General features: G+C 58.2%; 14 protein-coding genes and 1 pseudogene. 7 read left to right on the forward strand and 8 right to left on the reverse strand.

The features are described 5' to 3' along the window. The 5 genes from merF (at position 1) to I6L37_RS14790 (ending at position 3,998) form a co-directional block, all read left to right on the forward strand. Positions 1-246, forward strand: coding sequence for a mercury resistance system transport protein MerF (merF, locus tag I6L37_RS14770; RefSeq protein WP_000654684.1), 246 nt, complete (start codon positions 1-3; stop codon positions 244-246). Next, a complete protein-coding gene (gene merA, locus I6L37_RS14775) occupies positions 243-1,889 on the forward strand; it encodes a mercury(II) reductase (protein WP_000136268.1) in 1,647 nt (548 codons plus the stop codon). Before merF ends, merA begins: the two co-directional genes overlap by 4 nt. A 16-nt stretch (positions 1,890-1,905) precedes the next feature. Next, a complete protein-coding gene (gene merD / locus I6L37_RS14780) occupies positions 1,906-2,271 on the forward strand; it encodes a mercury resistance co-regulator MerD (protein ID WP_003465059.1) in 366 nt (121 codons plus the stop codon). After that, a complete protein-coding gene (merE, locus tag I6L37_RS14785) occupies positions 2,268-2,498 on the forward strand; it encodes a broad-spectrum mercury transporter MerE (RefSeq protein WP_216992234.1) in 231 nt (76 codons plus the stop codon). The genes merD and merE overlap by 4 nt, the downstream gene beginning before the upstream one ends. Before the next feature lie 78 nt (positions 2,499-2,576). Then, positions 2,577-3,998, forward strand: a complete 1,422-nt coding sequence (locus I6L37_RS14790; RefSeq protein WP_032495448.1) for an IS66-like element ISKpn15 family transposase — start codon at positions 2,577-2,579, stop codon at positions 3,996-3,998. A 100-nt stretch (positions 3,999-4,098) separates the two neighbouring features. On the opposite strand, the gene I6L37_RS14795 is transcribed toward I6L37_RS14790, so the two are convergent. From I6L37_RS14795 to I6L37_RS14810, 4 genes and pseudogenes are all read right to left on the reverse strand, one after another. After that, the gene (locus tag I6L37_RS14795) at positions 4,099-4,713 is read right to left on the reverse strand and encodes a recombinase family protein (protein ID WP_000904941.1); all 615 of its coding nucleotides are present in this window, start codon (positions 4,711-4,713) and stop codon (positions 4,099-4,101) included. Between the two features lie 60 nt (positions 4,714-4,773). Continuing rightward, the gene (locus I6L37_RS14800; RefSeq protein ID WP_000801210.1) at positions 4,774-5,991 is read right to left on the reverse strand and encodes a TniQ family protein; all 1,218 of its coding nucleotides are present in this window, start codon (positions 5,989-5,991) and stop codon (positions 4,774-4,776) included. Further along, positions 5,988-6,896, reverse strand: a complete 909-nt coding sequence (locus I6L37_RS14805; protein ID WP_000393453.1) for a TniB family NTP-binding protein — start codon at positions 6,894-6,896, stop codon at positions 5,988-5,990. The genes I6L37_RS14800 and I6L37_RS14805 overlap by 4 nt, the downstream gene beginning before the upstream one ends. Before the next feature lie 2 nt (positions 6,897-6,898). Continuing rightward, positions 6,899-8,203 (reverse strand): annotated as a pseudogene (locus tag I6L37_RS14810) (DDE-type integrase/transposase/recombinase); the annotation flags it as partial. 64 nt (positions 8,204-8,267) lie between these two features. On the opposite strand from I6L37_RS14810, the gene I6L37_RS14815 reads away from it, so the two are divergent. Next, positions 8,268-8,972, forward strand: coding sequence for an IS6-like element IS26 family transposase (locus I6L37_RS14815; protein ID WP_001067855.1), 705 nt, complete (start codon positions 8,268-8,270; stop codon positions 8,970-8,972). A 94-nt stretch (positions 8,973-9,066) separates the two neighbouring features. Beyond that, positions 9,067-9,213: a hypothetical protein gene (locus tag I6L37_RS14820; RefSeq protein ID WP_216992235.1), complete on the forward strand. Its 147-nt coding sequence runs from the start codon at positions 9,067-9,069 to the stop codon at positions 9,211-9,213. A gap of 112 nt (positions 9,214-9,325) precedes the next feature. Here I6L37_RS14820 and I6L37_RS14825 read toward each other — a convergent pair whose 3' ends face one another. Genes I6L37_RS14825 through I6L37_RS14840 form a run of 4 tightly spaced genes read right to left on the reverse strand, consistent with a single transcriptional unit; the run spans position 9,326 to position 13,612 of the window. Next, on the reverse strand, positions 9,326-10,786 hold the full coding sequence (locus I6L37_RS14825) for a hypothetical protein (RefSeq protein ID WP_016153314.1): 1,461 nt from the start codon (positions 10,784-10,786) through the stop codon (positions 9,326-9,328). A 53-nt stretch (positions 10,787-10,839) separates the two neighbouring features. Further along, positions 10,840-12,411: an SLC13 family permease gene (locus tag I6L37_RS14830; RefSeq protein ID WP_185654668.1), complete on the reverse strand. Its 1,572-nt coding sequence runs from the start codon at positions 12,409-12,411 to the stop codon at positions 10,840-10,842. 57 nt (positions 12,412-12,468) lie between these two features. Beyond that, positions 12,469-13,104: a hypothetical protein gene (locus tag I6L37_RS14835; RefSeq protein WP_047389878.1), complete on the reverse strand. Its 636-nt coding sequence runs from the start codon at positions 13,102-13,104 to the stop codon at positions 12,469-12,471. Positions 13,105-13,141: 37 nt separating this feature from the next. Continuing rightward, the gene (locus I6L37_RS14840) at positions 13,142-13,612 is read right to left on the reverse strand and encodes a CYTH domain-containing protein (protein ID WP_216992236.1); all 471 of its coding nucleotides are present in this window, start codon (positions 13,610-13,612) and stop codon (positions 13,142-13,144) included. Positions 13,613-13,717: the final 105 nt, after the last annotated feature.

Below are 13,717 nucleotides of genomic sequence, written 5' to 3' on the forward strand. Positions count from 1 at the left end.
ATGAAAGACCCGAAGACACTGCTGCGGGTCAGCATCATTGGCACAACCCTCGTGGCGCTGTGTTGCTTCACCCCTGTTCTGGTCATTTTGCTCGGTGTGGTCGGCTTGTCCGCGCTGACCGGCTATCTGGACTATGTGCTGCTGCCTGCGCTGGCGATTTTCATCGGCTTGACCATCTACGCCATCCAACGAAAACGCCAAGCCGATGCCTGCTGCACCCCGAAATTCAATGGAGTAAAAAAATGACCGAAATCACCGTGAATGGCATGACCTGCACATCCTGCGCCACCCATGTCAAAGATGCTTTGGAAAAGATTCCCGGCGTGAATGCCGCTGTGGTGTCCTATCCAGAAAGCCGCGCGCAAGTCATGGCAGACACCGCCGTGAGCCACAACCAACTGCTGGCCGCCATCGCCGCATTGGGTTATCAAGGCTCGATCCGGGTTGGTGATTTCAAAGATGAACCAAAAATCCGTGATGCACTTGAGGGCGCCGGTTTGCATATCGCCATCATTGGCAGCGGCGGGGCCGCGATGGCGGCGGCGCTGAAGGCCGTCGAGCAAGGCGCGACGGTCACGCTGATCGAACGCGGCACCATCGGCGGCACCTGCGTCAATATCGGCTGTGTGCCGTCCAAGATCATGATCCGCGCTGCCCATATTGCCCATCTGCGCCGGGAAAGTCCGTTCGACGGCGGTATTGCGGCAACTGTGCCTGCGATTGACCGCAGCAAACTGCTGGCCCAGCAGCAGGCCCGTGTCGATGAACTGCGGCACGCCAAATACGAAGGCATCCTGGACGGCAATCCAGCCATCACCGTTTTGCACGGTGAAGCGCGTTTCAAGGACGACCAGAGCCTGGTCGTCCGTTTGAACGAGGGTGGCGAGCGCGAGGTAACGTTCGACCGCTGCCTGGTCGCCACCGGTGCCAGTCCGGCCGTGCCGCCGATTCCGGGCCTGAAAGAGTCACCCTACTGGACTTCCACCGAAGCGCTTGTCAGCGACACCATTCCCGCACGCCTGGCCGTGATCGGTTCGTCGGTGGTGGCGTTGGAACTGGCGCAAGCCTTTGCCCGGCTCGGCAGCCAGGTCACGATCCTGGCACGCAGCACCTTGTTCTTCCGGGAAGACCCGGCCATCGGCGAGGCCGTGACAGCCGCTTTCCGCGCCGAGGGCATCGAGGTGCTGGAGCACACGCAAGCCAGCCAGGTCGCCCATGTGAACGGCGAATTCGTGCTGACCACCGGACACGGTGAATTGCGCGCTGACAAGTTGCTGGTTGCCACCGGTCGGGCACCGAATACGCGCAGCCTCGCGCTGGACGCGGCGGGGGTCACTGTCAATGCGCAAGGGGCCATCGTTATCGACCAAGGCATGCGCACGAGCAACCCGAACATCTACGCGGCCGGCGACTGCACCGACCAGCCGCAGTTCGTCTACGTGGCAGCGGCCGCCGGCACCCGTGCCGCGATCAACATGACCGGCGGCGACGCAGCCCTCAATCTGACCGCGATGCCGGCAGTGGTGTTCACCGACCCGCAAGTCGCCACCGTGGGCTACAGCGAGGCGGAAGCGCACCACGATGGCATCGAGACCGACAGTCGCACGCTGACACTCGACAACGTTCCGCGAGCGCTTGCCAACTTCGACACACGCGGCTTCATCAAGCTGGTCATCGAGGAAGGTAGCGGACGGCTCATCGGCGTGCAGGCGGTGGCCCCGGAAGCGGGCGAACTGATCCAGACGGCGGTGCTCGCCATCCGCAACCGCATGACGGTGCAGGAACTGGCCGACCAGTTGTTCCCCTACCTGACAATGGTCGAGGGGTTGAAGCTTGCGGCGCAGACCTTCAACAAGGACGTGAAGCAGCTTTCCTGCTGCGCTGGATAAAAAAAGGAGGTTTTCAATGAGCGCCTACACCGTGTCCCGGCTGGCCCTTGATGCCGGGGTGAGCGTGCATATCGTGCGCGACTACCTGCTGCGCGGATTGCTGCGTCCGGTGGCGTGCACCCCGGGCGGCTATGGCCTGTTCGATGATGCCGCCTTGCAACGGCTGTGCTTCGTGCGGGCGGCCTTCGAGGCGGGCATCGGCCTGGACGCGCTGGCGCGGCTGTGCCGGGCGCTGGATGCTGCGGACGGCGATGAAGCGGCCGCGCAGCTTGCCGTTCTGCGCCAGTTCGTCGAGCGTCGGCGCGAAGCGTTGGCCGATCTGGAGGTGCAGTTGGCCACCATGCCGACCGAGCCGGCACAGCACGCGGAGAGTCTGCCATGAACAGCCCCGAGCGCTTGCCGTCCGAGACGCACAAACCGATCACCGGCTACCTGTGGGGCGCGCTGGCCGTGCTCACCTGTCCCTGCCATTTGCCGATTCTCGCCATTGTGCTGGCCGGCACGACGGCCGGCGCGTTCATCGGAGAGTACTGGGGTATCGCAGCCCTCACGCTGACCGGTTTGTTCGTCCTGTCTGTGACACGTAAGTATTCACCGGAACAGTATTGACACAGGAAAAATGAGACGATCGTCTCTTGATCCCACTTTCCTGCTTGCTTGATCCTGCTCCTTAGATACGCTCCCCCCATGAGCAAAAACACCATGCATTCCGCGGGAATGCCCACCACTCTGGAGCAGGCCAACGAGCTGATTTATAAGCTCCTCGACCGCATCGCCGAGCTGGAGGACCGCCTCAATCAGCACAGCGGCAACTCCTCCAAGCCGCCTTCCAGCGACGGCCCCGGTGCACCGCCGCCGGCCCGCAAGCGTCCGGCGTCCGGCAAGCAACGGGGGGCGCAGCCCGGTCACAAGGGACATCGCCGCGAGCGGCATCCGCTTGATGCCCGCCTGACCCTGGTCCCGCATTACCCTGCCGCCGATTGCGCTTGCTGTGGCGGGGACATGGTGGCCCATGCCAAACCCTATCAGGTTCATCAGGTGTTCGAGCTGCCCGAGGTGAGCTATCTCGTCACCGAACACCAACTGTATCGTGCGACCTGCTCACGGTGTATCGGCACGACCCAGGCCGCACTGCCAGACAACGTCAGCAGCAGCCAGATGGGGGCCAATCTGCTCAGCTACATCGCGCTGCAAAGCGGCCAGTTTCACCAGAGCGTCAGCCAGATACAGCAGCAGCTCAAACAGCATTTCGGCCTGAGTTTTAGCCGGGGCGCCATCAGTGAGGCGCAGGGGCGGGTGAGTGCCATGCTCACCCCGACCTACCAGGCCATCAAGCAGCAGGTGCAGACGGCCACCCACGTTCATGCCGATGAGACCCGGCATCAGCGGGGTGGAGAGCGCCGCTGGATGTGGCTGGCGCTGAGCAAGATAGCCGTCTGCTTCATGACGGCCTATGGCCGTGGTCAGGAGGCGGCCAAGCGGCTGCTGGGCGCCGAGTTTGACGGGGTGCTGGTGACCGACCAGTACGCCGGCTACCGGTTTATCGACGCCGACCAGCGGCAACTGTGCTGGGCCCACGTGGCCCGCAATCTCGTGGCCATCGCCGAGAGTAGCGAGCAGTGCAACCAGCCCATCGGTGCCCGGTTGGTCTTGCTGGCGGATGCGGTGTTTCGTACCCGGCACCGTTGGGAAAGCGGTGCGTTGAGCAAGCAGAAATACCTGCGCAGGCTCGCGCGTTACCGGCAAAGCTGGCGAAGCCAGTTGGAGCGCGGCGCCCTGTTGTGCAGCAAACGCTACCGTGGACGATGCCAGTTGCTGCTGCGGGATGACGAGATGCTGTGGCGGTTTATGACTGACGACGAAATAGCGCTGACCAACAACGAGGCGGAGCGGGCGCTGCGTGGCTATGTGCTCTGGCGCAAGGGTAGCTACGGCGTGTGGTCTCACCGGGGCGAGCTGTTTCGCCAGCGCATCCTGTCGTTGGTGGAGACCGGCAAGCGATTGGGCCGCTGCCCACAGGAGTGGTTGAGGGCCGTGGTCAGGGCGTGCATCGAGAAGACAGATTATCCCATCCCGGCAGAACTGATGCCGTCAACCCCGTCCTGGTGAATAGATACTGTGACACGACTGCTGCGGGCCTTCAAAGATCGATCATGAGCGCTTCCCATTGAGACAAACCACGCTGTCGCTACGTTGCCTCATGCCGGCATCAAATTCGGCTGAGTAGCTTCTCGCCATCTGGACGTAGCTCACCCTTGGGTGAAACATGCCGATACAGGGTCTGCCGCGTGACGCCAAGTTCCTGGCACAGGTCGCCGACCTTGGTCTCTGGCTGACCCATTGCCGCCATCGCCAGCCGCAGCTTGGCGGCGGTCATCTTGAACGGCCGGCCGCCTTTCCGCCCGCGCGCGCGGGCCGAGGCTAGGCCGGCAATCGTGCGCTCCGCGATCAACTCGCGCTCGAACTCGGCCAGGGCGGCGAAGATGCCAAAGACCAGCTTGCCGGCGGCGGTCGTGGTGTCGATGGCCGCGCCGTGCCCGGTTAATACCTTCAAGCCGATGCCGCGCCCAGTCAGGTCGTGCACGGTGTTGATGAGATGTCGCAGGTCGCGTCCGAGCCGATCCAGTTTCCACACGACCAGTGTGTCGCCAGTTCGCAACGCCTTCAGGCAGCTCGTCAAGCCGGGCCGATCCTCGCGCATGCCGGATGCCTGGTCCTCGTAAAGATGTACTGGATCGACCCCGGCGGCAATCAGCGCGTCGCGCTGCAAATCGGTAGCCTGGGAGCCGTCCGCCTTCGATACCCGCATGTAGCCTATCAGCATGTCGTACCTGTCACATATACGTTCGATTATGTGACAGTGTGCACCGGAAAGTTCTGGTCGTCAAAATTTGTCACTTAACCCGTCATTCTGTCTAAGACATGCAAAGGGTCCATCAGGCACGTAATGTGACAGGAATTCCGGGGGGATGCCTTCCTTTGCGAAGGTGGCGCGCAACTGTTCCAGGGAAGCGGGGTCGCGCCGACCATAGGAAGCCAACGCGAACAGCGAGCGTGCCGTCTCGGGGTCGTGCCGCGCTTCAATGATGGCCTCATCGATGGCCTGGACTGCCCGTTGCCAGTGATCGACGGGTTCGGGCTTCGGCGTTTTCGCCGACAGGCCACTGGTGAAACCGGTTTGGGGTTCGGACCAGAACAGCTTTGCATGCTCGCCCGGCGGGCTTATATCCCTCATCTCAATCAAGCTGATTGCCGTTGCCGCCGCCTCCAGCATCTGCAACCGTACTGCCGGGTTCAGGGTTTCATACGGTCGCCACAGACTTTGCCCAGCACGCAGCGGATGCCCGCAGCCTTCCCAGACTTGGCGGAGATACCCCGCGCAGGTTCCGCACGTCGAAAGCGGGGTGTTCAGCTCATCGAGCAGCGTGCGTAGTAGCCGAAACCACAATCCAGCGTGGATGCGTCGGCGCGGCAGCTCCACATGGCCGGTCGTCAGTGCCTGCCAGGTGCGCCGGTCCATCACCGCAATCGCGTCGCTGGCGGTGCGCGGCGCAGTGTCGGCGTTCTCCCAGCCGAGAAACCGCCCAGGCACGCCCCAATAGGATTCCAGCCAGCAGCCATGCAGCGGGCAGCTCAGCATCAGGGGCAGCTTCCATGCAAGCAGTACGGCTTGGTTTGCCGGGTCGTTCAGACAGAGCGGGCAGGCGCGATGTATCGGCTGGCTGGGCAGCCAGGCACGCCAGCTCGTGATGGATCGCGTCCTACGGCGGAGTTTCGGCAGCAGCACCGAGAGCTGGAACGCATAGGTTTCCAATGCGTCTGGAATCTGATCATCAAGGCTGTCCAGTAGCCAAGGCACCCAGCCGGCGAAACTCATGCAACGCAGCCGGTCCGGCTCGATGCCGCTCCGCTGGGAGAGCATCGCCAGCAGCGCCAGTGGTGGCGCGGTGTCCAGGTCATCAACCTGGCCGTGACCAAGATCGTGCTCCAGCAGCTCGGACACCTCCATGTGATAGCAAAGGGCCACGCGGTTGAGCCACGAAGACAAGGCTTCGCCTTCCCTGGGAGCCGGATGCAGTGGCCAGTGTGGCGCTGGCTTCACATCAGTTCCCGCTCGAATTGCCGCCGCCGCTCGCTGGGACCGGTGTAATCGGCCATGCTGAGCGTGCGATGGTTGATCGCTTCCTCACCGCTCTCCACGGCAGCGACGGCCGCCGCCATCAACAGGTGCGCCAGCTCGCCGATGGTGCCCTCGCTGCGCGTGAGCAGGTAGCGGGCCATATCCAGCGTGGCAATCGACGAGGGTCGCCGCAGCGGGAGCGAAGCCGCGAAGCTGGCCAGCAGTGAGCAGCAATCGTCGTTGGCCTCCCACACCGGCAGCATCATCGGCTCGAAGCGGTTTTCCAACTGGTCGTCCGAGCGGATCGCCAAGTAGGCATCGCGTGTGCCGACCCCGACCAGCGGGATGCGCAGCTCGTTGCCGAGGAAACGCAGCAGGTTGAGGAATTCCCGGCGGTTGACGCTGTTGCCGGCCAGGACGTTGTGCAATTCGTCGATCACCAGCATGCGCACGCCGACCTTGCGTAGCAGTGCCAGCGCCAATTGCTCCATTTCCGGCAGCCGTGGGCGCGGGCGCAATGGCGCGCCCATCGCGGCAAGTAGCGCGACGTAGAAGCGGATTACCGACGGTTCGGATGGCATCTGCACGACCAGTACCGGAATGTGCTCCTGGTCGGCGTCGGAGCTGGCCGGGTGGGTGCGGCGGAATTTCTCGACGATCATCGACTTGCCGTTGTTGGTTGGACCGACCAACAGCAGGTTGGGCATGCGTTGTTTGTTCGGCCACGCATACAGGGCTTCCAGCCGATTCAGCGCCTCGACTGCTCGCGGATAGCCGATCCAGCGGTCAGCGCGAAGGCGATGGATGCGTTCGTCCGCCGGAAGACGGGCCAAGCCCTGGGCCACCGGCATCAGGTGGGACAAGTCGATGATGGGATATTCTTCCACGGCTACCACTCCTCAATCTGGTCGAACGGTTTGGCAGGTGGCTGGTTGTCTGCCTGCGGGTCAGCCATGTCCGCGTCCGGTGGTGGCGTGGTTTTGAAAAGAACTGCCGTTGCCTTGAGATGCTGGCGTCGATCCGCGTCGCGCCGCGCCTTGCGCGTAGCTTTCTGCGCGGTGGACACGATTTCGCGCATCTGGCCGATCATGCGAAACAGCGCCGACTCATCCACCTGTTCGCGCCCTTGCTGCCGCAATTTCGCCAGCGCCTGTCGTTGTTCCCAGAGGGTGACAGCCGGGTGCGACAAGGTGCGGTATGGAATTTCCAGATAGTGCTGCCCCTCCGGCTCCAGCACCCAAATGCGGCTGATGTCGCGCGGGTCGCGCCGGATCAGGAACGCAGGCAAGCGGTCGCGCCGAGCTATCCACGGCTTGAGCGCATCGGCGTAGTAATGGATGTGGTCGATGACGAAGCCGGTGCGGGTCAGCGTGCGGCGGATGATGGGCAGAAAATCGACCAGAAAAGCCGTGGTGCGAGTGATGACGGTTGGCACGCCGGTCCGCGCGATAGCTTCGGCCCAGCGCGCTGCCGGCGGCTGGAGCAGGCCGTTGTGCACGGAGCCGTGGTAGGTGCCGACCGCCAATGTGAGCCAGCGCTCCAGCTCACGCAGCGTCAGGGCGGCCTTGTTTTCGGAATCGTAGTCGCCGCGCTGGTCAGGGTTGGAGAAGGTCGTCCCTGGCAATTCGTCGTGGATCATCTGCATCGCCGTGCCGATGATCCGTTCCACGATGCCGCCGTAGTGCGGCTGCCCGAGCGGGCGATAGTCAAGCCGGATGCCATGCTGCTCGCAGCCTCGGCGTAGCGCTTCGCTCTTGAACTCGGCCGCGTTGTCCAGGTAGAGCAGCCTGGGCTTGCCGCTCATCGGCCACTCCATTTCTATGTTCAGACCCTCCAGCCAGGGACGCTTGTCGCAGGCGACATGCACAAGGCACAGGCCGACCGAAACAGATGACGGCGCTTCCAGCGTGACGACCATGCCGAGCACGCAGCGGGTAAACACGTCGATGGCGATGGTCAGATACGGACGGCCAATCGGTTGCCGGTCGCGCTCGTCCACCACGATCAGGTCGATGACCGTGTGATCAATCTGCACTTGTTCCAGTGGCGCGGTCACGGCGGGAGGCTCACCACCGACACCTTGCAGGCTGCGGGACGCATCCTGACCTTCCCGGCGGCGAGTGGCCTTGAGCGGATCGAGGCCGGCGATCCGCAGAGCCACGGTGTTGCGCGCCGGCGCCCGCAGCTTTTGCGCTGGCACTGTTGCAAATAGTCGGTGGTGATAAACTTATCATCCCCTTTTGCTGATGGAGCTGCACATGAACCCATTCAAAGGCCGGCATTTTCAGCGTGACATCATTCTGTGGGCCGTACGCTGGTACTGCAAATACGGCATCAGTTACCGTGAGCTGCAGGAGATGCTGGCTGAACGCGGAGTGAATGTCGATCACTCCACGATTTACCGCTGGGTTCAGCGTTATGCGCCTGAAATGGAAAAACGGCTGCGCTGGTACTGGCGTAACCCTTCCGATCTTTGCCCGTGGCACATGGATGAAACCTACGTGAAGGTCAATGGCCGCTGGGCGTATCTGTACCGGGCCGTCGACAGCCGGGGCCGCACTGTCGATTTTTATCTCTCCTCCCGTCGTAACAGCAAAGCTGCATACCGGTTTCTGGGTAAAATCCTCAACAACGTGAAGAAGTGGCAGATCCCGCGATTCATCAACACGGATAAAGCGCCCGCCTATGGTCGCGCGCTTGCTCTGCTCAAACGCGAAGGCCGGTGCCCGTCTGACGTTGAACACCGACAGATTAAGTACCGGAACAACGTGATTGAATGCGATCATGGCAAACTGAAACGGATAATCGGCGCCACGCTGGGATTTAAATCCATGAAGACGGCTTACGCCACCATCAAAGGTATTGAGGTGATGCGTGCACTACGCAAAGGCCAGGCCTCAGCATTTTATTATGGTGATCCCCTGGGCGAAATGCGCCTGGTAAGCAGAGTTTTTGAAATGTAAGGCCTTTGAATAAGACAAAAGGCTGCCTCATCGCTAACTTTGCAACAGTGCCCAGAAGAATATCCAGGAACATATACAGCTGCGCAGCGAAGCCGTGAACAGAATCAACGAGCGGCTGGCCGATCTGCACTCTCCTGAAGCGCTCGAACGTCAGCTTCAACAGCGGCTGGAAAAAGAAATCCACATCCGCCGTTTTCTTGACGAATCCACCCACTATCGCCCTGTGCGTAAAACAGGCTGAACGGTTGCTCAGCTTTTATTGCCGGATGTCGGCGTAAACACCTTATCAGGCCTACAGATGTGGAACCCGCAGGCCTGATAGCGCTGCGCCATCAGGCATTTTATCTCTGTCGTCAGCCCTCTTCGCTTTCTGATTCCCCGGCAGTAAAAACTGGTTCAATGCGCTTGATACCCGCGCTGTTAATAATGATGCGTGCCCGCTCCAGAAAACTCTCTTTGCCATCCGTCACCCGATGAATAAGGTTGATGTGATAGACCTTTTCCCCGTACAGCACCTGCTCATCATCCAGAGTCGGTAATTCATTCAGCAACTCATCGGTGTATTTCAAAAAAGGGGTGATATCCAGGCGCGTAATATCCATCACAGAACGATTCACGGCGGAAAACATCTGGTCCCCGCCGCGCAGATGAACGTGTTTGGAGTAGTGCAAAATGTCTTCGCTCAGATAATAGTTTTGAATATCCAGAATGTGCACCTTACGGCGCATCGTCCTGACGTCATCGGGTAGCTGACGCTCCCCCACAAAGACGAAAGATTCGTTGCACTTACCGACCGGAGAGCGCAGGTTCTTATAAATTATCTGCTGTCGGTCAGGTAGCCAACGGCGAAATGTCGAAAACAATCGCGCCCGAAATCCCTCTTTCATTCTGTCTTTAAAGATATAGCCAATCACCATTGCGAGAAATAGTTGAAAGCTCAGCGCTCCATATTTCCCCTGCCAAATAAACGCCACCGCCGTCGCGAAAATCATCGCAATTGCCGCGGCGATTCCGGCAATGGTATGCGCCAGAAAGGTCTCGCCTTTTTTACGCCGGATATCCAGATACATTGGACTGCTGATATATTTTTTCAGGGTATTAACGTGATAAATCACCAGTTCGTTATCCGAATTAGGTGACGGGAAAGTCCCCGGATGATTGGCTTTGCGATACAGCATCTGCTCGCGCCAGAAAATACGCAGAGTATCGTATCCCGGTGAAGGCGAAAGATCATTGAGCAATTTACGACCATAGTGCGTCAGCATCAGTGAGAGGAATTCGTCACCATAGTCAATGATGCGTAACGCATTGACCTCAGCCACCTTTGACATTTTTATCCGCATCCGACGATAGTTATTGAGAATATCCTCTGCGGTGGCGGCGAAGCTCAGCAGCGCCTGCTCCTGTTTGTCTTCGCTCAACTTGCCGATATAACGTACCTCTACGTGAAGCGCCCGTTTGAAGGTCAGGCAAAACATTTTGAGTCGGTATTCAAAACCCTGAGCAGAGGTATCTTTGCTCTGTTCGGTAATTAACCGTTCAATTGTCCCCAGCGTCTTCGGCACGCTGACGGACAATTTACGCAGCGACAGGGTGGGAGGACGCAGGCGAATATAGTTCTTCAGGTTTTGCTGAAAGGCCTGCGGCGGAAATGTCCAACGATTGATCTGCAAACTGGAAGGAAAGAATAGCCAGGTTTCAATATGGTAGTTTTCGCTTCGTAGAGGTTTGGTGCCGACTTTCTGCGGGAAAAAAATCCGCTGCTTAATTTCGATACAGCGTTTTCCTGATGCTTTTATCGTATCGCCTGGCATCTTTGCCTCCTGCAAATCAGGCGGTAATTTGAATTACCGCCTTCACATCAATGCTACCAGAGGGCGCTATTGAACCCCATCAGCGGCATGACATATTGAGTCCATAAAATCAGTAACACCCAAATAATAGCCATCTGGATAATACCATATTTGAAAGACTCGCCGGTCGAGTAGTGATCGAGCAGGTAACTGATGTTTGCGGGTTTAGAGTTAAAGTAGAGCACGTAAACCTGGTTAATCAGGAATGCCATCGGCAGACAGAATCCCACCACGTCCCAGCCGAACTTTTTAGCGATACTGATAATGATCGGGAACATAATGATGGTACGTGCCGTTTTACTTTCGCTCACCAGCGTGGTGATGGCGAACACGCCGCTCAGTACGGCAAAGACCAACAGTTTGCCGCCACCTGAAGGGTCGATCTGCCATTTATCAAACAGGCTGTGAATATAGAGGCCGACGATATCCGTCTGATCGACCATTCCGCCAAGGACGTAAGCACCAAAGCTGAACATCAGCATATGCCAGGGAATGTCCGCGTCGTTCCACTTCATCACGCCCAGCGCCGGAAGTTTGCACACCGAAGGCATCAGAACAACGCAGGCACCCGCCACGGCGATAACTTCGGCACGCATACCGTGCACCCGGTCGGTCGCCCACAGCAACAAGACGATAATAAAGGTCAGCGCCGCGCGAACTTCACCCGAGCTAATCTTACCTAGCTGCGCCAATTCCCCTTTCAGGCGATCCATGCCGCCTTCAATTTTCGGCTTAGCATCTTCTTTCTTAATGGGGAAAATCCAGCGAGTTCCGGTGTACCAGGCAATGGCACACTGAATCAGCGCCAGTGGACACAGGGCAATGAACCAGTCGCCGTAATAGACTTTGAATCCCGCCTGCTCCATCATCGCGACCGCCAGCAGGTTAGCTGCGGAACCGGTAATAAAGGCGCTGGCCGACACGTTATTCGCCAGCAGGTTCAGCAGCACCATGTTGCGCCCGACGTTATTGCGTTTTTCCCCGCCGGTCGCACCGTAGATGGCGGCGATAACCATAAACAGCGGTAACAAGAGCGCCGTTTTCGCTGAGGTCGCACTGATGAACGCCCCGAGAATCAGGTTGAGTAATATAAAGCACCAGAACAACAGCGAGATATTATTCCCCATGCGTACCAACAGCCAGAGCGACATACGCTTCGCCAACCCTGTCACCACCAGGGCACTGGCCATGATGAAGCTGGCAATGTTCAGGATCATTACTGGTTCACCCAGCATGGCAAACGCAGGACGCATCTTCATTGTGCCGGTCAGGATCACCGTGACGACCACGATAAGCGAGGTGAGATAGTTCGGAATCGCCTCCGTCAACCACAGCACCAGCGAGGCAAGAAAAATTCCCGTTGCGCTGTAACAGTTGGCCGGAGGAACTTTGGTTTGGGTATCGAACATTTCGATAGGCCCGACCCACTGTAAATGAAAGAACAGGAACAGCAGGATAGCCAGCGGCATACCGATGAATTTGATCCGCTCCATCCAGATACCGGCTTTAATCTCCTTGAATTTCTCCAGAGAATAATTGCTCATATCCAGCGGATCGAAAACTTTCTTAGCGCCTTTGTCTGACATGGCCATGTCTCCTTATGCGCCTCCATGGGCAGCAAGCTACCCATGGAGGCGTGAATTTCACATGCCAACAACCTGTCTGGCGGCTTTCAGATAATTCGTGTTAGGCAGTTCGTCGAGCCCCAGCGCCGCAACCGCTGCCTTAATTCCGGCATAATCTTCACTTTCGCAACAGGCGGTTTCGACCATCGCACCGTTAAACCATACCTGCGCGTATTCGCTGATGATGCCGTTAACGGAAAAACCGTAGCGCATTTTCTCTACCTTAACCGGTACTAAATCGCTACTGGCCCGCGCCATATTGGTAAATTCTTCCAGGGTATAGCTCTCTTTATCCAGCGCCATGTTGACCTGGAGGTGCTGCAAAATGGTGGCTAACTCCTCACGCTGCACCGGGAATTGAAACTTGCCGCGCGGCTGGAAGATCTCATAGCCTTCCGGGGTTTCGCCGGTTTTCGTTTTGATATCCAGCAGACCGTCGCGGACTTTAACGTTAACCGTATCGGTATGTAGCGACAGAAAGTAGGTCTCTTCCGGCATCTTACGAGCCTTAAATAATGTGGCTTTGGCATCCCACATTTTTTCTTTTACCCGTTCGATAATGCCGTGGCCGAATACGCGGAACTCCGCGCGGGGGATGATTTTTTCAGCGTCGCTCGACGACGTGGCGGTATTCTTATCCATATGCGTAGCCATTGTGATTCTCCTGTTTCATTAAGAATGGTGAATGCCGCTATTTATCCCATTCGGCAAAAGGATGGGCGACCAGATTGGAGTTGAAATAGCGTGGATCGCCGCTCACCTCTTCACCAATCCACTCGGGTTTATCGAACTGCTGCTCTTCACTTTTCAATTCCACTTCTGCGACGATCAGTCCGGCGTTAACCCCCATGAATTCGTCGATTTCCCACACCACATCACCCACCGGGATTTTGTAGCGTTTCTTTTCGATAATGGGGCGCTCTGCCAGCTCATCCAGCATGGCACAGCAATCGGCATACGGAATTTCGTATTCATATTCAGTTCGCGTTGCAGAAACGGTAACTCCCTTGATGGTCAGGAACCCCTTATCGTTTATCGTCCGGATACGAACGGTTCTCTCTTTTATACTGCTGAGATATCCCTGACGATAAACGGTTCCCTCTGCAAGTGCGCGCCACTGCTCTGAGCACAACAGGAATTTCCTTTCAATTTCTTTAGCCATCTTAAGCCTCTCATTGTCGGAACATCTGTCGATAGTTATTCACTATCTCTCTTAATTGACTCCATATTAGGCAGGCTTCTGGCAGGATTAAAAATTGTAAATCAG

The sequence above is a fragment of the Aeromonas sp. FDAARGOS 1407 genome (assembly GCF_019048725.1).
GTDB lineage: Bacteria > Pseudomonadota > Gammaproteobacteria > Enterobacterales > Aeromonadaceae > Aeromonas > Aeromonas enteropelogenes.

Coding starts and splice junctions, on each gene's coding strand:
- I6L37_RS14795 (WP_000904941.1), bottom strand. CDS start 4,713: ATGCTGATAGGCTACATGCGGGTATCGAAGGCGGACGGCTCCCAGGCT.
- merA (WP_000136268.1), top strand. CDS start 243: ATGACCGAAATCACCGTGAATGGCATGACCTGCACATCCTGCGCCACC.
- I6L37_RS14830 (WP_185654668.1), bottom strand. CDS start 12,411: ATGTCAGACAAAGGCGCTAAGAAAGTTTTCGATCCGCTGGATATGAGC.
- I6L37_RS14790 (WP_032495448.1), top strand. CDS start 2,577: ATGAGCAAAAACACCATGCATTCCGCGGGAATGCCCACCACTCTGGAG.
- I6L37_RS14835 (WP_047389878.1), bottom strand. CDS start 13,104: ATGGCTACGCATATGGATAAGAATACCGCCACGTCGTCGAGCGACGCT.
- merE (WP_216992234.1), top strand. CDS start 2,268: ATGAACAGCCCCGAGCGCTTGCCGTCCGAGACGCACAAACCGATCACC.
- merF (WP_000654684.1), top strand. CDS start 1: ATGAAAGACCCGAAGACACTGCTGCGGGTCAGCATCATTGGCACAACC.
- I6L37_RS14840 (WP_216992236.1), bottom strand. CDS start 13,612: ATGGCTAAAGAAATTGAAAGGAAATTCCTGTTGTGCTCAGAGCAGTGG.
- I6L37_RS14825 (WP_016153314.1), bottom strand. CDS start 10,786: ATGCCAGGCGATACGATAAAAGCATCAGGAAAACGCTGTATCGAAATT.
- I6L37_RS14815 (WP_001067855.1), top strand. CDS start 8,268: ATGAACCCATTCAAAGGCCGGCATTTTCAGCGTGACATCATTCTGTGG.
- merD (WP_003465059.1), top strand. CDS start 1,906: ATGAGCGCCTACACCGTGTCCCGGCTGGCCCTTGATGCCGGGGTGAGC.